Origin of the sequence: Amycolatopsis sp. cg13 (assembly GCF_041346965.1) — a bacterium.
Taxonomy (GTDB): Bacteria; Actinomycetota; Actinomycetes; order Mycobacteriales; family Pseudonocardiaceae; genus Amycolatopsis.
In genome coordinates, this window is the sequence record NZ_CP166848.1 from 740,841 (window position 1) to 761,808 (window position 20,968).

Here is a 20,968-nt window from a genome sequence, read left to right on the forward strand (position 1 = left end):
CTTAGGTTAACCTAACTCCATGGGGATCATCCGTGCGGTGCCGGACCTGGAACGCGTCGTGGGCGAACGGCCGCTGCCGGTCATGATGAAGTCGATCGACCACCTCGACCCGCATTGCCGCGTGCTGCTCGCGCACAGCCCCGCCGCAGTGCTCGGCTACGTCGACGTCGGAGGTCGTCAGCGGGCCGAGATGGTCGGCGGAGCGTCCGGGTTCGCGAAGGCCGAGACAGAGGCGCGGCTCAAGCTCCCCGTTCCGGCGGACGCCGCACCAGGGACAGGCGCCGCGCTGTTGGTGCTCGTCCCCGGATGGCGCGAAACCTTGCGGATCAACGGAACCGCAGACAAAGACGGTTTCCTCGTCGAGGAAGCGTTCCTGCATTGCGGGAAGGCGGTGATCCGCTCGAACCTGTGGGGTCCTGCCGCAGGATCGGACACCGACGCCGTTGAGGAAGGCGAACTCCTCGGGCCCGCAGCGGCTGCTTTCCTTGCCGCCGCGCCGTTTGCGGTGATCACGTCGCGGGACAGCGCCGGGAACGCGGACGCCAGTCCCAAGGGCGATCCTCCCGGAGTGGCCCGGATGATCGGACCGACCACGGTCGTCCTCGCGGATCGGCCCGGAAACCGGCGCACCGATACGTTCCACAATGTCGTCGAACGCCCCGATGTGGCGGTAGTGGCCGTGGTCCCTGGGGACAACCGCACACTGGAGATCACCGGGAAGGCGGTCATCAGCACGGAACCCGCGCTGCGCGAGTCGATGACCGAGCGCAATCGCACCCCGAAAGCGGTGCTGAAAGTGGAAGTAGAGACCGTCCGGCTCGGACAGTGCGCCGCGCTGTGCGAGGCCGGATTGTGGGACGCCGCCCGGCAGGTCGATCCGGCCGACCTGCCGCGCTCGTCCACGATCTGGACCGACCATCTCAAGCTGAACGAGACCGCGGGCGAGGCCGCGAAGCTGGTGCGCGCGGGGGTGGACGAGCAGCAGCTGCGAGCCGGTCTAGAGCAGGATTACCGGCAGAATCTGTGACGGGCCAAGGCTGCCGAGGGTGGTCGCGGGGCCGGGGAAGAGCACTCAAATGACCGATGTCCGTCCCGGCGATCTCCCGTAGCGTGAGGCGGGCCCAGTCGTCGACGTTGCGAGGTCCGGATGGCTCAAGAACGCATGACAACCGACACCGACGCGGCCGCCAGCGGCCTGCTGCTGAGCGTGGAACCGCTGACCGCCGCGGTGGACCGCGGCAAGGCCAACGGAGCCGTGGCCGACAACGACGGCAACGACTAGCCGTTGTCCCGCTCCATGACGGAGATTCCCGGACTGGCCGGCCTCGTGGCACCGCTCGAGGCCGGCCAGTTCTTCGCAGAGGTCCTCGGCAGGCAGCCGCGGCGGTTCCCGGGGGAGAAGGGGCGGTTCGCGTCGCTGCTCCCGTGGCCGGAGCTGGACCGGGTGCTGCGCCAGCACCGGCTGGAGTTCCCCCGGCTGCGGCTCGCGCTCGACGGCGACGTCGTCCCCGCCCACACCTACACCGAAATGGTCTCGACCCGGCGCAACGGCCAGGTCCCGCGCGTGCTCTCGGCCCCGTTCGCCGAACACCTGCGCGCCGGCGCGACGCTCGTGCTCGATTCGGTCAACGAACTGGTCGACGAGGTCGGCGAGCTGGCGGGCAGGCTCGAACACGACTTGCGCGAGCGGATCCAGGTCAACCTGTACGCGGGCTGGGGCACCACGCACGGCTTCGACGTGCACTGGGACGACCACGACGCCTTCATCATCCAGCTCTCCGGCCGCAAGCGGTGGCGGCTGCACGGGGTGACCCGGCCTTCGCCGCTGCAGCGGGACGTCGAGCTGCCGGAACGTCCGGAGGGCGAGCCGCACGACGACTTCCTCCTGGAGGACGGCGACGTCCTTTACCTGCCGCGCGGGCATTGGCACGACGTGTCCGCCGTCGGCGAGGAGTCGCTGCATCTGACGATCGGGTTCAACGCCGCCACCGGCGTGGACCTCGTGGCGTGGCTGGCCGATCAGCTGCGCTCCGACGAGCTGTTCCGCGCGGACCTGCCCCGGTTCGCCGGTCCGGACGCGCGGGCGGAGCGCGCCGAAGCGCTGCGTCTCCGGCTGGCGGAGCTGACCGCGGGCAACGTGGTCGACCGGTTCCTCGCCGACCGCGACGCCCAGGCTCCGGCGCAGACCCGCGTCGGCCTGCCATGGGCGGCGACGGCGGAACTGCTGCCGCCGGACGACGATTTCGAGGTCCGGCTGCTCGTCCCGCGCGCCGCGCTGGCGGACGGCGACGGCACGGTGGCCCTGGTCGGGGCTGGGAAGCGGCTGGTCTTCGCCGAAGCTGCGCGGCCGGTGCTCGCCACGTTGCTCGGGTGTGGGCCGCAGCCGTTCAAGGTGCTTGTCGATGCTGCGCCGGGTGTGCCTCCGGCGACGGTGCGGGCGCTGTTGGGGGAGCTGGTCGTGCAGGGGCTGGTGGCTCGGGCTTGAGCTAGGGGCTGAGCCAGCCCCAGTACTGCCCGATCGTGTGATGTCGCGCGCCGCGGACGGTCGCCTCGGAGAGGCAGGACGAGCCGTCAGCTATACTTAGGCATGCCTAAGCCCGACGTGCGGCACTCGGGGCCGGGAATCTGCTTCCCGGGCCGGAATGCTGCGCCCGGATGCGCCGCGTTGACTCGCGAGCTCGGCGGCGAGCCCGCCGGGACCGCCGCGCGCATGACGTCCTGGCTGCTGGTCGAGCAGCCGGGATCGTGGGGTCCGGACGCGCTCGAAGACGTCCTGGCCGCGATGTTTCCCGCCGAGCGCCTCGAAGCCGCGCGCGCCGCCGGCCTGCGGCCGCTGCTGATCCGGAAGCCGGGGCGGCACGCGCGGGAGCCAGGCGCTCCGCGCGCGGTTTACGTCGCCAGCGGGCAGCCCGGGAATCGCTGGACGGAGCGACTCGACGTCGCCGACCTCGACGAACTCGCCCACCTCGACCTCGAAGCCGTCGCCGCCGGACGGCGCGGGCACGGCGAGCCGGTGTCCGGTCCGCTCTTTCTCGTCTGCACCCACGGCAGCAAGGACATGTGCTGCGCGGTGTTCGGCCGTCCGCTGGTCGCGAGCCTCGCGCAGAACCATCCCGGGCGGGTGTGGGAGGTCAGCCACGTCGGCGGGGACCGCTGGGCGGGCAACCTCTTGACCGTGCCCGACGGCTACCTCCACGGCAGCCTCGCGGTGCCCGAAGCCGAACTGGTGGCGAAGGAAGCGCTGAGCGGGAACGTCCGGTTCGAGAATTTGCGGGGCCGCACCTCCGCGGAGAGCGCGTGGTCGCAGTTCGCCGAGATCGAGATCCGCGGCCGGACTGGCCTGCGCGGTCTCGACGCGGTGCTGGCGGTGGCGGAGGAATCCCGGGGCGAGGACCGGAGAGTGCTGGTCGACGCGGGCGGACGGCGGTACGAGGTGGTGGTGCGCCGCCGGACGTCGACGGCCTCCGGGCACAGCCGGTGCACCGCGCGGCTGGTGTTGTCCGGGTTCGTGGCGGAGTCGGTGCGCGAGGTCTGACCCTCGCTGGCCGGAACGTTAAGGGCGACAGTTTCCCTTGAGCCGCAAGCAGATTGACCGGCCGCACGACGACTTTGCGCACGGCCGGTCCGCGAACCTCGAGCAGGCTGACGGAACGCCCGGAGCGCACCGTCCCGCCGGTCTGGTCGCGGGAATCCTGCGGCACAGGACGGCCGGGCATCGCTGCGGCACTCGGCATCACTGCGGTGCGTCGCTGTGTCACGGCGACACCCCGCGTGACCGCGGCATCCGCGGCACCCCGCGGCACCCCGCGTGACCGCGGCACCCCGCGGCACCCCGCGGCACCCGCGGCACCCCGCGTGACCGCGGCACCCCGCGTGACCGCGGCACCCACGGCACTCCGCGGCAGCCCCGCCGCACCCACGTCACCACAGCGTCTCCGCATCACCACAGCATCCCCGCATCACCACAGCATCCCCGCATCACTGTCGCGCCTCGCTGTGCCACCGCGGCCGCCCCGCGTCATCGCTGCTTCCGATAACCAAAGCCTGGCCCGGCAGGCATTAGACGGGATACTGTATGCAATCTAACGTCGGCGGGATCCGGACCGGGAGGCAACCATGCGGGTGGCGGTTCTGGGCGCGGGAGCGATCGGCGCGTACGTCGGCGCGGCTCTCCATCGCGGCGGCACCGAAGTCCACCTCGTCGCGCGCGGGGCGCATCTCGCGGCGATGGCGGCGGACGGCGTGCGGGTCCTGAGCCCTCGCGGCGACTTCACGGCGCGTCCGCACGTCACGTCCGACCCTCGCGACATCGGGCCGGTCGACTACGTTTTCCTTGGCCTCAAAGCACATTCCTACCCGGACTGCGGCGATCTTCTGGAGCCGCTGCTCCACGAGAACACCGCGATCGTCGCGGCGCAGAACGGCATTCCGTGGTGGTACTTCCACGGGCTGACCGGCCATCCGCTGGCGGACCGTCGCGTCGAGACGGTCGATCCCGGCGGGGCGACCAGTCGTGTGCTCGCAGTCGAGCGGGCGATCGGCTGTGTTGTCTACTGCTCGACCGTCATCGAGGAGCCGGGCGTCATCCGGCACCTGGAGGGTACGCGGTTTTCGCTCGGCGAACCGTCCGGCGAAATCTCCGTCCGCTGCCGGAATCTCGCCGACGCGATGGTCGCGGGCGGGCTCAAGGCCCCGGTCGAACCGAGGCTGCGCGACGACATCTGGGTCAAGCTGATGGGCAACGTCGCGTTCAATCCGCTGTCCGCGCTCACCCGGGCGACCATGGCGCAGATGTGCGAGCACGACGGAACCCGCACGCTCGTCGCCGAGATGATGGCCGAAACCCTCGCGATCGCCCGGGCCGCGGGTGCGGATCCGCGGGTCTCGGTGGAGAAGCGGATCGACGGAGCGTGGCGCGTCGGGCACCACAAGACGTCCATGCTGCAGGACCTGGAAGCGGGCAAACCGCTGGAGATCGACGCGATCATCGGCGCGGTTGTGGAACTCGCGGACCTGACTGGCGTCGAGGCTCCCGCGTTGCGGCACGTCCACGCGGCGATCGGGCTGCTCAATCGCACGAGTACGCCGATTCCTTTCGGCTGAACGAAAACTGCACGACTGTCTACATTGGAATAAGTTCTCATCACTGTGGACGGTCGGGTTCGGAATCCCCTCTCTGTCGCCCGTGCGCGTCACAGCCGAACGACGCCCCGGTGGATCTTGCCGTCCCCGCACGCCCGGGAAACCTGCCGCTGCCCGTTGACCGAAGCCTCCGCGTCCAGCTATTCTCGAACTACGGAAGAAAACTTCCACAAAGCGAAATTAGCTGATCGAGATGTGAGGAGCCGAGGTACTCATGACCGGTCCCGCCGGGGAGCGGCACTCGCTGCCCTACACCGCCAACCTGTCGATCCTGTTCACCGAACTCCCGCTGCTCGAGCGCGCGCAGGCCGCTCGGGCAGCGGGCTTCACCAAGGTGGAGTACTGGTGGCCGTTCGACAGCGCCGACCCGTCCGGGGCCGACGTCGACCGCTTCGCGCGGTCGATCGAGGCGGCGGGCGTCCAGCTGACCGGGCTGAACTTCTACGCGGGCGACATGGCCGCGGGCGAGCGCGGGCTCGTGTCGTGGGTCGGCCGCGAAGCGGAGTTCGCGACGAGCCTGACGGTCGCGCTCGGGCTCGCCGAACGGCTCGGCTGCCGCAGCTTCAACGCGCTGTACGGCAACCGGATCGACGGGGTCGCACCGTCCGAACAGGACGATCTGGCCCGCACCCACCTCGCGACCGCGGCGAAGGCGGCCGAGGGCATCGGCGCGCAGCTGGTGCTCGAACCGCTGTCCGGCACCCCGGCGTACCCGCTGAAGACCGCGGCCGACGCGGTCGCGGTGCTCGACGAGCTGGGCCTGGACAACGTCCGGCTGCTCGCGGACCTCTACCACCTGGCGGTCAACGGCGACGACCTCGACACCGTGATCGCCCGCTACACCCCGCGCACCGGGCACGTGCAGATCGCCGACGTGCCGGGCCGGCACCAGCCGGGCACGGGGGAGCTGGATCTCGAAGGACATCTGGAAAAGCTGCAGGCGGCGGGCTACGCCGGACCGGTGGGCATCGAGTACAAACCGGACGGTTCCACTGTGGACTCGCTGGCCTGGCTGCCGTACGAGCGAAGGGGAAACTGATGAGCAGGATCGGGTTCATCGGACTGGGCGTCATGGGCACGCCGATGGCCGCGCACCTGGCCGCCGCCGGACACGAGGTGAGCGGGTTCGACCTCAACGCCGACGCGCTGGCCAAGCTGGAAGCGGCGGGCGGCCGCGCGGCGCAGGACGTCGCCGACGCGGTGTCCGGGGCCGAGGTCGTGATCACCATGCTGCCGAACCACCCGCAGGTCGAGCAGGTCGTGCTCGCCCCCGGCGGCGTGCTCGACACGATCGCGCCCGGCACGCTGCTGGCCGACATGAGCACCATCCGGCCGGAGACGTCGATCGAGGTCGCGAAAGCCGGTGCGGCCAAAGGGATCCGGGTGCTGGACGCGCCGGTGTCCGGTGGTCAGGCCGGAGCCGAACAGGCGACCCTGTCCATTATGGTCGGTGGCGACGAGGCCGATTTCGCCGCGGCGAAGCCGGTGTTCGACGCGCTCGGCAAGACCGTGGTGCACGTCGGCCCGCATGGCGCCGGTCAGGTCGTGAAGGCGGCCAACCAGCTGGTGGTGGGCGGGATCTACGGGCTGGTCGCGGAGGCGATCGTGCTGCTCGAAGCGTCCGGAGTGGACGCGGGCACCGGGCTCGACGTGCTGGCGGGCGGTCTCGCCGGCAGCCGGATCCTGGAACTGAAACGGAAGTCGATGGTCGCGCGGCAGTTCGAGCCGGGCTTCCGGATCGACCTGCACCACAAGGACATGGGCATCGCGCTCGCCGCGGCGCGGCAGTCCGACGTGGCGCTCCCGCTGACCGGCCTGGTCGCGCAGCTGGTCGCGGCCGGACGGGCGATGGGCTACGGCTCGCTGGACCACTCCGCGCTGCTGAAGGTCGTCGAAGAACTGTCCGGCCGCTCGTCCGAGGAGGTTTGACCATGGCCCGAGTCCCCGCTATGCAGGCAGTCGTCGACGTGCTGGTCGACGAAGGGATCGACGTCGCCTTCGGCTGCCCGGGCGCGGCGATCCTGCCGCTGTACGACGCGATGCAGGGCCGCGGCATCGACCATCTCGTGGTCCGCCACGAAGAAGGCGCGACGCACATGGCCGACGGCTGGGCGCGCACGACCGGCAACGTCGGCGTCGCGATCGGCACGTCCGGTCCGGCGGGCACCAACATGATCACCGGCCTCTACACCGCGCACGCGGACTCCGTCCCGATCCTGTGCATCACCGGGCAGGCCGCGACGACGAAGCTGCACCAGGAAGCGTTCCAGGCGGTCGACATCGTCGAGATCGCGCGGCCGGTCACGAAGTGGGCGGTCCAGGTGAAGGAGGCCGCGCAGCTGCCGTGGATCTTCCGCGAGGCGTTCCGGATCGCCAGGTCCGGACGGCCTGGCCCGGTCCTCATCGACCTCCCGATCGACGTGCAGAAGCAGATGATCGAGTGGGATTCGTCGATCGATTCGGCGCTGCCGGTCAGCACGGTCAAGCCGTCGCCGGCGCGCGTCGAGCGGGCGCTGGACATGCTGCTCGCCGCCGAACGCCCGCTGATCCTGGCGGGTGGCGGCGTCGTGCTCGGCGAGGCGAGCGACCCGTTGCGGCAGTTGGCCGAGCGGCTCGGCGTCCCGGTCGGCGTCACGCTGATGGGCAAGGGCAGTTTCCCCGAGGACCACGAGCTGTTCGCCGGCATGGCGGGCATCCAGACGTCGCAGCGCTGGGCGAACGCCGCGTTCCTGGAATCTGATCTGGTTCTGGCGCTGGGCGCGCGGTTCGGCGACCGGCACACCGGCGAGCTGTCGGTGTACCGCGGCGACCGGAAGTTCATCCACGTCGACATCGAGCCCACGCAGCTGGGCAAGGTGTTCGGCCCGGACCTCGGCGTCGTTTCGCACACGCGCGAGTTCCTGGAAGCGTTGCTGGCGGCGCTCGACGCGCGGACCGCTCCGGCGCGGGACCGCGCGTGGGTGAAGCGGCTCGGCGACCTCAAGGCCGAACTGCCGCGGAAGGAAGACTTCGACTGCACGCCGATCAAGGCGCCGCGGGTGTTCAAGGAACTCAACGAGTTCTACGGACCCGAGACGTATTTCGTCACCGCGATCGGGCTGTACCAGATCTGGTCCGGGCAGTTCCAGCGCGCGCACCTGCCGCGGCACTACCAGGTGTGCGGCCAGGCCGGCCCGCTCGGCTGGGAGATCCCGGCCGCGATCGGCGTCAAGAAGGCCCGGCCGGACGCGGAGGTCGTCGGCGTGGTCGGCGACTACTCGTTCCAGTTCCTGGTGGAGGAACTGGCGGTCGCCGCGCAGTACGACGTCGGGTTCGTGCTCGTCATGCTCAACAACGAGTACCTGGGCCTGATCCGCCAGTCCGAGCTGCCGTACGAGATGAACTACCAGGTCGACATCCACTACGACGACCACGGCACGGACAACGTGAAGATCATGGAGGCCTACGGCTGCTCCGGCACGCGCGTCGAAGACCCGGGCGAGATCCGGTCTTCGCTCGAATGGGCGCGCAAGGAAGCCGAACGCACCCGGCGGCCGGTGCTGGTCGAGATCATGATCGAACGCGAGGGCAACGCCGCGATGGGCGCCGCACTGGACGCGGTGCGCGAGTTCGAAGCGGCCGACTGACGGGAGCCGGGCCGGGGCAGTGCGTGCTCCGGCCCGGTTTCCATTGTCATCGCGCGGGAATCAGGTCTGCCAGGGAAGCGAGTGCCTCGGCGTCGCTGCTGCCAGGAGTCGCGTGGAAGACCACCAATTGCAGGGTTGCCGGGCCGGGGATGTCGAGCTTGTCGCTGTGCAGGTCGAGGTCTCCGACCGCTGGGTGGCGGAAGCGGACGAGGTGGCCGGTCCTCGGTTTGACGTCGTGCTGGGCCCAGAGAGCGCGGAATTCTTCACTGCTGGCGGTCAGATCGGCGATGAGTTCGGCGGCGGCCGGGTCGGCGATATTCGGGCCGAGGGTGGCGCGCAGACCGGCGACGCCGTCGGCTGCCGTCTGGTCCCAGTCGCGGCGGAGGTCTCGCTCGGCCGGGTCGAGGAAGACCGCGCGAAGCAGGTTCCGGCCGACCGCGTAGTTCGGCGAAACCGCTGCGGCGATCTCGTTTGCGGCGAGGACGTTGGTGAGGCGGTCCTGGACGTACGCCGGGTTTGTCGGCCAGGTCGAGATCAGTTCGACGATGCTTGCGGGCACGTGCGGCTCGGCCTGGCCTGGTTGCGTTGGCGCGGCGAGCTGGTGCAGGTGGTGGCGGGAGGGTTCGTCAAGACCGAGGGCCCGGGCCAGTGCGTCGAGCACTTGGGCTGACGGGTTCTGGTCGCGTCCCTGTTCCAGGCGGATGTAGTAGTCGCTGCTGATTCCCGCCAGGAGCGCGAGTTCTTCGCGGCGCAGCCCTCGGACACGACGCCGTCCGCTGTCCGGCAGCCCGACGTCGGCAGGGGAGATCCGCTCGCGTCGGGCGCGGAGGAAGTCGCCGAGGAGGTTGTCCACCTCGCCAGTGTATTTGATTCAGTCAGTGCTGTACTGTTGCGGCTGTGCTGACCTCCGAGACTCGCGAACTGGCGCTCGCCCGGCTCGGCCGGGCACTGGCGGATCCGACGCGCTGCCGGATTCTCGTGGCGCTGCTGGACGGGGTCGTGTACCCGGCGCAGTTGGCTTCACAGCTGGAGTTGAGCCGGTCGAACGTCTCGAATCATCTTGCGTGCCTTCGCGGGTGCGGGCTGGTGATCGCGACGTACGAGGGTCGGCAGGTCCGGTACGCGATCGCCGATCCGCATCTCGCGCGCGCGTTGGCGGAGCTGACGCAGGTGGTTTTGGCTGTCGCGCCGACGGATGCGTGCGACGAGGAATCGCGGGTCGTTCGATGAGCGAGCCTTGCCGGGACTGCCACGCGGACGCGCCGGTCAGCGAAACGTTGTCGCTGGCTGACTCGGGCGCATGCGGGGCTTCGAGCCAGTCGCGTCCCGTGGTGGCTGCCGAAAGACGGGCGGTCCTGCATCGGCGAGTTCGGTGGCTGGTCGCCGGGACGATCACGTACAACGTGGTCGAGGCGATCGTCGCGGTATCGGCCGGGACGATCGCGTCCTCGTCGGCGCTGGTGGCGTTCGGGCTCGACTCGGTGGCCGAGGTGCTGTCCGCGGTGGCGGTGGCGTGGCAGTTCGCGAGCGCGGATCCGGAACGCCGGGAACGGGTCGCGCTGCGGGTGATCGCGGTGTCGTTCTTCCTGCTGGCGGCCTATGTCACGGCAGACTCGGTGCGATCGCTCTTCGGCGGCGGCGAGGCCTCGCATTCGACCGCGGGGATCGTGCTTGCCGCCGTGTCCTTGGTTGTTATGCCAGTGCTTTCGGGTGCGCAACGCCGGGCTGGGCGGGAACTCGGCTCCGCGAGCGCGGTAGCCGATTCGAAGCAAACGCTCCTCTGCACTTACCTTTCCGGCGTGCTGCTGGTCGGGTTGCTGGTGAATGCGCTGTTCGGCTGGTACTGGGCGGATCCGGTCGCGGCGTTGGTGATCGCGGCGGTCGCGGTCCGCGAAGGACTCGAGGCCTGGCGGGGCGAGCGCTGTTGCTGATCGCGGGTCAGGTGGCGCTGGACGGCGCGCAAGGTCATGGCGAAGGCGATGAATACGCCGATCAGCGTCAGTGCGGCAGCTAGGTCGCTCACCTGTGGGCCTTTCTTCGGGTGGTCGTTCGGGTCGGTCGAGCATGACCTGGTGCTGGGCTGGATTTCGGCGGTGCTCACGCTTCCTTGACTGCGCTCCAGCCGATGTTGATGCGGCTCGTGCCCCCTGGCTTATGCGGACACGTGTCCGGTAAGCTTTCCGGACACATGTCCATTTATGTGTCAGGGGTGGGAATGCCAGTACTGGCTGGGAAAGTCGTCGCCATCACCGGGGCGAGCAGCGGAATCGGCGAGGCGACCGCTCGACTGCTCGCCGAACGGGGTGCGGCGGTGGTCCTGGGCGCACGCCGGGAGGATCGGCTTGAGGCGCTGGCGAAGGAAATCCGCGACGGAGGCGGTCGCGCGATCGCGTGCGTCACCGATGTGACTCGGCGCGCGGACCTGGATCGGCTCGTGCAGCGGGCGGTCGAGGAATTCGGCCAGCTCGACGTGCTGGTGAGCAACGCCGGGATCGCCAAGCTGGGACCGGTGGCGGACGTCGACGTCGAGGGCTGGTCGGCGATGATCGACGTGAACGTGCGCGGGGTGCTGCACGGGATCGCGGCCGCACTGCCGGTTTTCCGGCGGCAGGGCCGCGGTCATCTGGTGACGACGGTGTCGACGGCCGGGTTGAAGATCGTTCCCTCGCAGGCGGTTTACGCGGGAACGAAGAACGCGGTGCGGACGATTCTGGAGGCGCTTCGGCAGGAGTCCACGGACGGAGTTCTCCGGACGACGTCGGTGTCGCCGGGGTTCGTCCGGACGGAGCTGGCGGATTCGATCGACGACCCGGGGGCGCGGGAGGCGATTCGGCGGCGGGTCGAGGAGTTCGCGCTGGACCCGGCGGCGGTGGCGCGGGCGATCGGGTTCGCGATCGAGCAGCCGGACGACGTGGAGATCGGCGACATCACCATCCGGCCCGCGGTGCAGAACTAGCGGGCGTGGCACCGTCTTCGGTGCGCGGTGCGCGGTGCGCGGTGCGCGGTGCGCGGTGCGCGGTGCGCGGTGCGCGGTGCGCGGTGGCTGGTGCCCGGTGGCTGGTGCCCGGTGGCTGGTGCCCGGTGGCTGGTGCGCGGTGCCCCGGTGCCCCGGTGGCTAGTGGGTGGTGCGCGGTGCCCGGCGCTGTCGATCAACCGCAGCAAAACGGCCGTTGACTGCGGTCATGGGGTCATGGCAGTCATGTCGGTCGGTGGCGGCCGCGGCGGTCAGGAGCGCGGCGGGCCTGCCGGATCCGGCGGACCCGGCGGGCCAGGAGACAGCTGGGTGCTGTTCCTGGCCTGCCGGGCACCCCAACCTCGGCGGGTTGGCCGCTTGGTCGGGGCCGAGGCTGCGGGCGGGGGTCAGAGGCAGGGCGGCTGGTAGCCGTCGATGAGGAGTTCGCGGAAGTCGAGGCTGTTGGGGGTCTTGCCGACGAAAACCAATCCGCGGGCTTCCGTCAGGGCGGAGGCGAAGGAGTACTGCGGCTGGCCCAGTTCGGGAAGCCACGTCCACGCGTCGGGGTCGAAGGGGAAGAACTTGCGGACCAGCTGGCCGCCGGTCGAGGGGATGCGGGTGAGCCACTTGTCGCCGCCGCTCCAGTGGGAGGCGGGGCGCAGCTGGACGTAGAAGTCGTCGTCGGCGCTGTAGGTCAGCCAGAATCCGGTGGAATGGCTGAGGTCTGCCTGGGCGTCGAACTGGTTGCCCAGCCAGACCACGGCGACGTGCCATTCGTTGTTCTGGAAGACGATTTTCGCCGCGTAGCCGTCGCCTTCGGGGACGAGAAGGCTTCCGGTGGGCGGGACAGTCGTGCCCTCGCCGCTGGCCAGCCACTTCTGCAGCCGGTTGATCGACGGGGTGCTGCATTCGTCTTGTACGCTCACGCCGGGATGTCCGGCGGGAGCGGCCTGCGCGGCTGGCGCGGATAGCGGAGCCAGCAGCAGTACGGAAATCGCGGCGAGGACTGGGATTCCGGCCTTGGTCCGGCGAGGTGCGGGCATGGATCGGAAGCTACCAGCGGGATTTCCGGCCGGTCAGGGCCGATAGTCGGCTTTCGGACAATGGTATGGACCTTTGTGCGAAAGGACCAGACCACCTGGAGGTGCGGCTGGCCGATGCCGGGATGCGCGGCGGAGGTCAGCCGGCTGAAGTCGCGGCTTCTGCCGGGCGAACCTGTCCTGGTGAATTGGGCGGTCGGGGTCCTGAGCCTTCGTGTCGCGCGGCCGGGGATGAACACTTCCGGCGGCTCCGGCCAATATCCGGTGTGACTAGGGCGGAGCGGTACGCCGCAGCGGGCGCGGCGGACGGTGACGATCGACCGGACTTGTGCGGGCACGACCTTCAGCCGGTCTTCCAGTGCTTGTTCGACCGGCATGCCCTGGACGTGCGCCGGTATCTGGCCAGCCGCGCCGGGCCGACGGTGGCCGACGACCTGGTCAGCGACACGTTCCTGATCGCGTAGCAGCGCCGGGCCAGCTACGACTCGGCACGGGCCAGCGCCCGCGCCTGGCTGTTCGGCATCGCCACCAACCTGCTGCGCCAGCATGCCAGGGCCGAAATCCGGTACCTGCGGATGACCGCCCACCAGCACGGGCCACCGGCCGCCCACGGTCACGCGGATCGGGTGGCCGACCAGGTCGACGCGCAGGCCCGGGTCCGGGAACTGGCCGCCGCGCTGGCCGAGCTCGCGCCGGGGGACCGGGACGTGCTGCTGCTGACCAGCTGGGGAGAGCTGGACGCCACTGAAATCGCCGCCGTACTCGACATTCCCGCGGGCACTGTCCGTTCCCGGCTGCACCGGGTCAGACGACTGCTCCGCGCCCACTCCGCGCCCAAGACCCCGCACAGTCCGGAAGGAGAGCGCATCGATGACTGAGAACAACGTCCGTCGCTTGTGGACGAACGACGAGCTGGACCAGGCACTGAACTCGCTGCGCGCCGAGGCGCTCACCAGCCGCCGGTCCCTGGCCGCGGCCAATAACGCACTGGTGAACGCAGTGCGGTCCATCGAAGGAAAGAGCACTCCGGCACCGGAAACGACCCCGCCGACCGAGGTCGAGCGAAGGCTGGCGTCGTGCACTGGGCGGCGCTGGTGGATCGCCGCGGCAGCGGTGATCGTCATCGGTGCCGCTGTGGCGATTCGCCGGAGCCGACCGGGGCGGCCCCTCGGCCCGACGCTGCCGGGCGCGGCAGCAGCGCGGGCTACACCTCCGAACTGGACCGGGGCACCACTTCGGCCTATCTGGACGGTCAGCTGCTCGGCGTCCAGAACTCGCCGGGCCGCGGGGTTTTCCAGGCCCCGGCGCGGTTCGGCACGTACCGGATCACCACGGAGGTGACCCGGGGCAAGCCATGGTGGCCGACCTCCACGAAGTTCAGCGGCGAGTGGACGGTCGCGCCGACGTTGTCCGCGGACGGCCCGCTGGGCATGCTCGCGATCGGATTCGCTCTGCCCGCGGACCTGCGCAACATCGTGCCGGGAGGCAAGGAGATCACCTTCCCGGTGACGGTGACCCGGCAGGATTCGCCGCCGAAGGTCGCCGAGCTGACGGTGGAGATCTCCTACGACGACGGTGCCACCTGGCAACCGGTGGAGCTGACGCAGGACGGTCCGCAGTGGACGGCCAAGGTCCGCAATCCGGCGAGCGGGTTCGCGTCGTTGCGGGCGAAGGCCGCGGATGACAAGGGCAACGCGGTGAGTCAGACGATCACCCGTGCTTACCAGATTGGGTGAGTGGTGTGGGGGTTGAAGGCCGCGGATGACAAGGGCAACGCGGTGACCCAGACGATCACCCGCGCCTACCAGATCGGCTGAGCGGTGTGGGGGTTTGCCTCGGCGGGCGAACCCCCGCACGCGGCCGCCGGTCGGTGGCGGGGTGGCCGTCCGAGATGCGCGGGGGCTTTCGGTTGTGGGCAGCGTGTCTGAGGCAGCGTGTCCTTCGGTTCGACGTGTTGGTCGGTCGGACGGGCGGCTGGGGATTAGCTGGCCGCCGCGAGGGCGAATCAGAATGGCGGCTCACCACCCGCACCGATTCCGGCGGGGGCCGGCGAGGCGCCCCAGGCTTCCCCGCTCAGCCCGCTGGTGTCGCCGCTGTTCCGGCTGACCTTGGTGACCCTGGCAGTGGCATACCGCAGCGACGGGCCGATCTCGTCCACCTGCAGTTCGACTACGGTGCGTTTCTCCCCCTCTTTGGTCTCGAATGAGCGCTGGACCAGACGTCCGGTGACCAGGACTCTCGCGCCTCGGGAGAGACTCTCGGCGGCGTTTTCCGCTGCCTGCCGCCAGATGCTGCACCTGAGGAACAACGCCTCGCCGTCCTTCCACTCGCCCGACTGGCGATCGAGCGTGCGGGGCGTGGACGCGACGGTGAAGTTCGCGACTGCGGCTCCGGACGGGGTGAAGCGCAGCTCCGGGTCTGAGGTCAGGTTCCCGACTACCGTGATGACGGTTTCTCCGGCCATGGTCAAACTCCTCGGTCTTGGCGCCGCCGAGTCGGCGGCGAATGTGGTGATCGAGCAGGCTCGATCAGTTTCCGTTTGTCGAGAGATGTGTGTGTGTGTTCAGTTGTGTGGAATGAGGCTTGTCGCGGGATCGATCACGTCGCGCACGGTTGGTGCATGTGCTGCCGTCGAGGAGCGAAGGCGAGTTCCGGCTCGGCGGTCAGGTTTCCGATGCCGGTGCGGACGGTTTCTCCGGCCATGGCGACGCTCCTCTGCTCGGTACGGGCCCGGGGCGGGCGCCGCTCGGGACTCAGGAGACCATCCGGGTACGACAGTTTCCGGGGCTTCCCGGTCACTCCATCGGGTGGGACTTCCTTCGCGGCGACGGCGGAGCGGTTCCCACCGTTCGGCTGTTGTTCTAGCGAGGGGCGGCGGGCAGCATGGGCGGCATGGTCGGTGGGAAGTGGGGACGGGCGGCGGCAGTGGTCGCGGTCGTGGGGATTTCGGTGGTGGGACAGGGGATAGCGCCTGCCGAGGTGGGGGCGAAGCCTGGTCAGGCGGAAGGCGGAGCGGGAGGAAGCGGGCAAGGACTGGCGGGAGGCACGCCGGGAGATTGCTGCGGCGGCCCGGCATCTTGGACGACTGGGGACAAATCCGCCCTCGGGACGGCGGCGGGGACGGCGAGCCCGGTGTGGTTCACCGTCGCGAAGGGCGTTGCGTCGGAGGTGTTCTATCCGCGCGCGGACGTCGCCAACATGCAGGACATGCAGTACGTCGTCACTGACGGGAAGTCCTTTGTGGACTTGGAGCGCGACGCGACCGAGCACGTCGTTTCGATGCCGGACGAGAAGGCGCTCGAGTACACGATCACGAACACCGCCAAGAACGGGCGTTATCGCATCACCACGACGTACGTCACCGACTCTGGACGGCCGACTCTTCTTACCCGTACGCGGTTTCAGTCGCTCGACGGCGGTCAGTATCAGGTTTACCTGCTGGCGAATCCGTCGATGGCGGGCGGCGCGGCGAATGACATTGCGGCATGGGACGGGACTGGGCTGACGGCCAGCGGCACCGAAGATCTGTTCGGGGCCAAGACAACGGTGGCGTCGGCGTTGCGGGTCTCGACGGGGTTCGTCGCGCATGACAACGGATATTCGGGCGCCGCGAGCGATTGCCTGGTAGACTTGCGGGCACATCAACGTCTCACGAATCAATTCGATTCCACCAATTCTGGCAATGTAGTCCAATGTGGACAGATCCCGGTCGGGCAGGACTCGACGTTCTCGGTCGCGCTCGGGTACGGGAGCGACGCACCGGGAGCGGCGGCGGCCGCGGACGGGTCGCTGGCGAGCGGGTTCGACAATCTGGAGCAGGCGTATCGGCGCGGATGGGAGGGGTATGTCGGCAGCGTGAAGGCGACGCCGGGCAGTGTGGCGGGCGACGAGCGGCAGCGGAGGGCGTACTACGTCGCGCTGATGGCGTTGCACGCGGCGGAGGACAAAACGCATCGCGGCGCGAGTGTCGCGGGGCTGGCCACGCCGTGGGGCGACGTCGTCAACGGTGACGTGCTCAACGACGGGTACCACCGCGTGTGGGGTCGGGATCTGTACCAGCAGGCGACCGGGCTGCTCGCGGCGGGCGACGCGGCGCAGGCCAAGCGGATGGCGCAGTTCCTGTGGTCCTCGCAGTGGATTTCCGCGCCCACGCAGGGCGACGGGACGACGTACCCGGCCGGTGCGTTTCCCCGGTATAGCCCGGTGAGCGGGGTTCAAGGGGCGACGCCGCAGCAGCTCGGCTGTTGCGAGCAGCTCGACCAGGATTCCGACGCGATCATTCTCGCCTGGATGACTGGGCTCACGGACGCGGCGACGTATGCGCGGGTCAAGGTGACGGCGGAGCACATCCGGACGAGCGGGCCCGCGACGACGGAGCGGTGGGAGGAGCAGTACGGGCGGTCGCCGTCGTCGATTGCGGCGGAGGTCGCCGGGCTGGTCGCGGCTGGGGCGATCGCGCGGACGAACGGCGATACCGCGGCGGCGCAGCAGTGGGAGTCCACTGCGGACTCGTGGCGGGCGCAGCTCGACGGGTGGACGCGGACGACCTCCGGGTACTGGGGCGGCCACACCTATTACGAGCGGCTGGACAAGGGCGCCGACCCTAACGACAACGGCCAGATCTGCTTCGACGAAGGGTGTTTCTACGAGCACGACGTAGTCGACTTCGGGTTCCTCGACCTGGTCCGGCTCGGGCTCCGCGCGCCAGCTGACCCGGCGGTCGCGGAGTCGGTGGCTCCGACGGCGGCGGCCCGCGACGGCAACGCGCCGATGCAGGTGACGACTCCGAGCGGCGACATCTACTTCCACCGCTATCCGCACGACAACTACGGCGAGAGCACCACGGCCTGCACTGGCTGGCCGGCGAACGGGCCGCAGCGGTTCGGGCGGCTCTGGCCGGTGCTGTCCGGCGAGCGAGGCGAGTACGAGCTGGCCAACGGGCGTCCGGCGGCGGTATATCTGAAGTCGATGGCGGACGCGGCGAACGACGGCTACTTCATTCCCGAGCAGGTGTGGGATCGCGCCGACGTCGCGTGCTTCGGGCTGGGCCGTCCGACCGGGAGCGCGGCGCCGTTGATGTGGGCGGAAGGCCAGTACCTCCGGCTCGCGCAGAACATGGACGCGGGGAAGAACCTCGAGACTCCGGAGGTGGTCCGGCAGCGCTACGGCGGCTGACTCGTCCGTTCGCGACGACGGCCGCGACCAAGGCCAGTCCGAGGCCTGCTCCGGTCAGCACGGTGAACGGCTCGCCGAACAACAGCGTGCCCCACACCGAGGTGACCGGCGCGATCAGGAACATCAGGCTATTCACCGCGGTCATCCCGATCCGTCCGACGAGCAGCCAATACAACCCGTACCCGCCGAAGGTCGCCAGCACGACCAGCCAGGTCAGAGCGAACCAGAAGTGCCCTGACGCGGGCGGCACCGCGGTCCCGGTCGCGAGCGCGAGGGCGGTGAACACCACCGCCGAGGTGGCGCAATGGATGGCCAGCGCGCGCAACGGGGGAGCGGGGACGCGAGCCCGGCGTTCGAGCACGGTGGAGGCGACCAGTCCGAGCATTCCGGCGAACGGGATCAGATACGCCCAGGCCGGGGCGTGCGACGTGGCGTCCGACCAGCTCACCAGGACGACGCCGACGAGACCCAGCGCGAGTCCGAGCCATTGCCGACCGGTCGCCGCGACACCGAGCAGCGGACCGGCGAGCGCGGCGGCGACCAGCGGTTGCACGCCGTCGATGAGTGCCGTCGTGCCGGTGCTGACGCCTTCGCCGATCGCCCAGTAAACGGTGAGCAGGTAGCCCGACTGGGACAGCAGGCCGATCAGGACGTGCCTGCCCAGTTCGCCAACGGGCCGCAGCCGCAGGAACGGCGCCAGCAGCAGCGCGAGCGGCAGGAACCGCCACATCAGCACGGTCGGCACGGACGCGTCCGCCGCGCCGAGTTTCGCGCCGATGAACCCCGACGACCAGCACGCCACGAACAGGACGGCCGCTCCGACTATACCGATCGGTTTACCCATGGCACTGGACTATACAGATCGGTATACACTGGGGCCATGACGATCGAATGGACCCCGAAGGCGCAAGCGGTGCTGGCGGCCGCGTCGGAGTTGTTTTACGAGCGCGGAATCCATGCGGTCGGCGTCGACGTCATCGCGGCGAAGGCGGGAGTCACGAAGAAGACGCTCTACGACCGGTTTGGCTCCAAGGATCGGCTGGTCGTGGAGTATTTGTCCGCCCGCGACGCGCGCTGGCGGGGGTTTCTGGGCGAGTTGCTGGGGAAGGCCGGAGCGGATCCGCGGGACCGGTTGACGGCGGCGTTTGACGCGTCCGCGGCGTGGGCGAAGAAGTACGGCGGCAAGGGCTGCAGCATGATCAACGCGCACGCGGAGATCAGCGATCCCGCACATCCGGCATACGCGGTGGTGACCGAGAGCAAAAAGTGGATGCTCGGCGTTTTCGTCGAATTGGCCGAATCGGCGGGCGTTTCGGATCCGCGCCGGACGGGCGAACAGATCATGTTGCTGCACGAGGGCGCGGTCGTGATGGCGGGCATGCGGGTCGCGAAGGACGTCTTCAAGCGCGCGGCGGAAACGGCGGTGGTGCTGCTGGGCTGAGCCGTCAGCGCGTCGACCGGACCTTCTCGTAATGCCGGGCGGCGCGCGCTCGGTTGCCGCAGGCGACTGAGCACCATTCGCGGCGCGGATGCGTCTTCATGAAGTAGAGCACGCAACCCGGCGCATAACAGGCGCGCAGCTTCGCCGCTTCTGGGCCGCCCAAGAGCGCGATCGATTCTCGCGCTACGCGGGCTAATGCAGTGACAACCGGCGAAGTGCCGCGCGAGGAACTCTCCTGCAATTTCCCGGCCGCGAAAGTCAGTTGGGGGACGGGCAGGTGGGTGACGAGGTCGTTCAAGTCGCCGAGGGCGGTGTCCAACTCAAGGCTCGCGGGTTGTCGATCGTCGGCGGTGACTTGGGCGGCGAGACGGCGGACGGCGTCGCGAAGCCGCCGCGCCCGTGTCAGTTCCGCTGCGGACGATGGCCGGGACCCGTGTTCGATGCCAGCGTCGTCGAGCCACGCGTCGAGGTCTTCGCGGGTGCGCAGGTCGTCGTGGAGCCCGCTCGTGTCGGCCCAGACGGTCGCCATCAGACGGACCGGCACGACCTCGTCCGGCAGCATGCCCATGGCCGAAACCGTATCACGGATGGAACGGGTTGCATCCGTGAGAAGCGACTGCTAGAACTTCTCACGGAACATCATCGTGCGACCCGTGAGAAAAGGAGGTGGCATGAACCAGGCGATCCGGCAGGCCTTCCACGCCGGCGAGTTGGCGGTCCAGCGCGAGGCCGGAGTCGAACGCCAGGCCGCGCGCCTGTCCCGGATGGCCGAGCCCGCCGGGATGTCCGCGGGAATGGCGGGATTCCTGGCCGAACGAACGCTCCTCGTCGTGACTGGACGCGACGTCGGCGGGCAGCTCTGGACGTCGCCGATCGTCGGCCCGCCCGGGTTTCTCGAAACCAGATCGGCGACGACGCTCGCGATCCACCGCGCGCTCCCGGAAGGCGATCCGCTGCACGGGCTCCCGGCCGGGCAGAAGCTCGGGATGACGAGCATCGAGTTCGCCACGCGCCGCCGGGTCCGGATCAACGGCAGCCTCTCAACAGCTGCCGAAGGCCACCTGATCGTGGACATCGAGCAGGCGTACGGCAACTGCCCGCAATACATCCAGCAGCGTGTGCTGTCCGAAGAGATCGAGCCGACCGCGCCCGTGCAAACGCGCGCAGAGCTGAGTCCCGGCGACGCCGAACTGATCCAAGAGGCCGACACGTTCTTCCTCGGCACCATCAACCCGGGCCACGGCGCGGATGCGTCCCATCGCGGCGGCGCGCCAGGATTCGTCCGCGTCGAGGGAAATAGCTTGTGCTGGCCCGATTATCCCGGCAACAACCTGTTCAACAGCCTCGGCAACATCGCCGCGAACCCGGAAGCCGCGCTGCTTTTCTTCGACTTCGGCACCGGCAGCGTCCTGCAGATCTCCGGCACCGCCGCGATCGAATGGGGAGAAGCGGGCCGTTCCGGCGACGACGGCTACACCGGCCGGATCGTCCGGCTCGAAGTGGAGCGCATCGTCTCCGGACGGCCGGCACCGCGTCAGGTCGCGCACACGCCGTACCCGCGCAATCCTCAGCTCATCAACTGAAAGGACCC

The 20,968-nt window shown here is 69.5% G+C and carries 19 protein-coding genes and 2 pseudogenes; 16 read left to right on the forward strand and 5 right to left on the reverse strand.

The genetic code is table 11. From position 1 onward, the window contains the following. Nucleotides 1–19 precede the first annotated feature (19 nt). The 7 genes from AB5I40_RS03100 (at nt 20) to gcl (ending at nt 8,768) form a co-directional block, all read left to right on the forward strand. Nucleotides 20–1,027 carry a pyridoxamine 5'-phosphate oxidase family protein gene (locus AB5I40_RS03100; protein WP_370936894.1) on the forward strand — a complete coding sequence of 336 codons (1,008 nt, stop codon included), beginning with the start codon at nt 20–22 and terminating at the stop codon, nt 1,025–1,027. Between the two features lie 270 nt (nt 1,028–1,297). Further along, the gene (locus tag AB5I40_RS03105; protein WP_370936895.1) at nt 1,298–2,485 is read left to right on the forward strand and encodes a cupin domain-containing protein; all 1,188 of its coding nucleotides are present in this window, start codon (nt 1,298–1,300) and stop codon (nt 2,483–2,485) included. 102 nt (nt 2,486–2,587) lie between these two features. Further along, nucleotides 2,588–3,535 carry a sucrase ferredoxin gene (locus AB5I40_RS03110; RefSeq protein ID WP_370936896.1) on the forward strand — a complete coding sequence of 316 codons (948 nt, stop codon included), beginning with the start codon at nt 2,588–2,590 and terminating at the stop codon, nt 3,533–3,535. 581 nt (nt 3,536–4,116) lie between these two features. Beyond that, nucleotides 4,117–5,103 (forward strand): 2-dehydropantoate 2-reductase, encoded by a 987-nt coding sequence (locus tag AB5I40_RS03115; protein ID WP_370936897.1) that lies wholly within the window; start codon nt 4,117–4,119, stop codon nt 5,101–5,103. A 253-nt stretch (nt 5,104–5,356) separates the two neighbouring features. Next, complete coding sequence (locus tag AB5I40_RS03120) at nt 5,357–6,181, forward strand: hydroxypyruvate isomerase family protein (protein ID WP_370936898.1); 825 nt, start codon at nt 5,357–5,359, stop codon at nt 6,179–6,181. Beyond that, nucleotides 6,181–7,071, forward strand: coding sequence for a 2-hydroxy-3-oxopropionate reductase (locus AB5I40_RS03125; RefSeq protein ID WP_370936899.1), 891 nt, complete (start codon nt 6,181–6,183; stop codon nt 7,069–7,071). The genes AB5I40_RS03120 and AB5I40_RS03125 overlap by 1 nt, the downstream gene beginning before the upstream one ends. Nucleotides 7,072–7,073: 2 nt before the next feature. After that, nucleotides 7,074–8,768: a glyoxylate carboligase gene (gene gcl / locus AB5I40_RS03130; protein ID WP_370936900.1), complete on the forward strand. Its 1,695-nt coding sequence runs from the start codon at nt 7,074–7,076 to the stop codon at nt 8,766–8,768. A 46-nt stretch (nt 8,769–8,814) separates the two neighbouring features. Here the strand turns inward: gcl and AB5I40_RS03135 are convergent, their stop codons facing one another. Next, on the reverse strand, nt 8,815–9,621 hold the full coding sequence (locus AB5I40_RS03135) for a helix-turn-helix transcriptional regulator (RefSeq protein WP_370936901.1): 807 nt from the start codon (nt 9,619–9,621) through the stop codon (nt 8,815–8,817). Nucleotides 9,622–9,665: 44 nt separating this feature from the next. On the opposite strand from AB5I40_RS03135, the gene AB5I40_RS03140 reads away from it, so the two are divergent. The 3 genes from AB5I40_RS03140 (at nt 9,666) to AB5I40_RS03150 (ending at nt 11,724) form a co-directional block, all read left to right on the forward strand. After that, entirely contained in the window at nt 9,666–9,998 is a 333-nt protein-coding gene (locus tag AB5I40_RS03140; RefSeq protein ID WP_370936902.1) for an ArsR/SmtB family transcription factor, read from the forward strand. Beyond that, on the forward strand, nt 9,995–10,699 hold the full coding sequence (locus tag AB5I40_RS03145) for a cation transporter (RefSeq protein ID WP_370936903.1): 705 nt from the start codon (nt 9,995–9,997) through the stop codon (nt 10,697–10,699). Before AB5I40_RS03140 ends, AB5I40_RS03145 begins: the two co-directional genes overlap by 4 nt. A 284-nt stretch (nt 10,700–10,983) precedes the next feature. Continuing rightward, nucleotides 10,984–11,724 carry an SDR family oxidoreductase gene (locus tag AB5I40_RS03150; protein WP_370936904.1) on the forward strand — a complete coding sequence of 247 codons (741 nt, stop codon included), beginning with the start codon at nt 10,984–10,986 and terminating at the stop codon, nt 11,722–11,724. A gap of 404 nt (nt 11,725–12,128) precedes the next feature. On the opposite strand, the gene AB5I40_RS03155 is transcribed toward AB5I40_RS03150, so the two are convergent. Further along, nucleotides 12,129–12,764 carry a hypothetical protein gene (locus AB5I40_RS03155; RefSeq protein WP_370936905.1) on the reverse strand — a complete coding sequence of 212 codons (636 nt, stop codon included), beginning with the start codon at nt 12,762–12,764 and terminating at the stop codon, nt 12,129–12,131. 263 nt (nt 12,765–13,027) lie between these two features. Between AB5I40_RS03155 and AB5I40_RS03160 the strand changes: the two genes are divergently transcribed. The 3 genes and pseudogenes from AB5I40_RS03160 to AB5I40_RS03170 all read left to right on the forward strand — a co-directional run bounded on the left by AB5I40_RS03160 (nt 13,028) and on the right by AB5I40_RS03170 (nt 14,497). Then, nucleotides 13,028–13,225, forward strand: a complete 198-nt coding sequence (locus AB5I40_RS03160) for a hypothetical protein (RefSeq protein ID WP_370936906.1) — start codon at nt 13,028–13,030, stop codon at nt 13,223–13,225. 36 nt (nt 13,226–13,261) lie between these two features. Further along, nucleotides 13,262–13,639 (forward strand): annotated as a pseudogene (locus AB5I40_RS03165) (RNA polymerase sigma factor); the annotation flags it as partial. Between the two features lie 198 nt (nt 13,640–13,837). Then, nucleotides 13,838–14,497 carry a hypothetical protein gene (locus tag AB5I40_RS03170; protein ID WP_370936907.1) on the forward strand — a complete coding sequence of 220 codons (660 nt, stop codon included), beginning with the start codon at nt 13,838–13,840 and terminating at the stop codon, nt 14,495–14,497. Nucleotides 14,498–14,766: 269 nt separating this feature from the next. Here the strand turns inward: AB5I40_RS03170 and AB5I40_RS03175 are convergent, their stop codons facing one another. Continuing rightward, nucleotides 14,767–15,225 (reverse strand): single-stranded DNA-binding protein, encoded by a 459-nt coding sequence (locus tag AB5I40_RS03175; protein ID WP_370936908.1) that lies wholly within the window; start codon nt 15,223–15,225, stop codon nt 14,767–14,769. A gap of 428 nt (nt 15,226–15,653) precedes the next feature. Between AB5I40_RS03175 and AB5I40_RS03180 the strand changes: the two genes are divergently transcribed. Beyond that, nucleotides 15,654–17,936 carry a glycoside hydrolase family 15 protein gene (locus AB5I40_RS03180; RefSeq protein ID WP_370936909.1) on the forward strand — a complete coding sequence of 761 codons (2,283 nt, stop codon included), beginning with the start codon at nt 15,654–15,656 and terminating at the stop codon, nt 17,934–17,936. Between the two features lie 22 nt (nt 17,937–17,958). Here AB5I40_RS03180 and AB5I40_RS03185 read toward each other — a convergent pair. Further along, nucleotides 17,959–18,780, reverse strand: a pseudogene (locus AB5I40_RS03185) (DMT family transporter); the annotation flags it as partial. Nucleotides 18,781–18,816: 36 nt separating this feature from the next. Here AB5I40_RS03185 and AB5I40_RS03190 point away from each other — a divergent pair. Further along, entirely contained in the window at nt 18,817–19,377 is a 561-nt protein-coding gene (locus AB5I40_RS03190) for a TetR/AcrR family transcriptional regulator (protein ID WP_370936910.1), read from the forward strand. Between the two features lie 4 nt (nt 19,378–19,381). On the opposite strand, the gene AB5I40_RS03195 is transcribed toward AB5I40_RS03190, so the two are convergent. Then, nucleotides 19,382–19,945, reverse strand: coding sequence for an ABATE domain-containing protein (locus tag AB5I40_RS03195; RefSeq protein ID WP_370936911.1), 564 nt, complete (start codon nt 19,943–19,945; stop codon nt 19,382–19,384). 103 nt (nt 19,946–20,048) lie between these two features. Here AB5I40_RS03195 and AB5I40_RS03200 point away from each other — a divergent pair, with 103 nt between their 5' ends. Then, nucleotides 20,049–20,960, forward strand: coding sequence for a pyridoxamine 5'-phosphate oxidase family protein (locus tag AB5I40_RS03200; protein WP_370936912.1), 912 nt, complete (start codon nt 20,049–20,051; stop codon nt 20,958–20,960). The last annotated feature ends 8 nt before the right edge of the window (nt 20,961–20,968 follow it).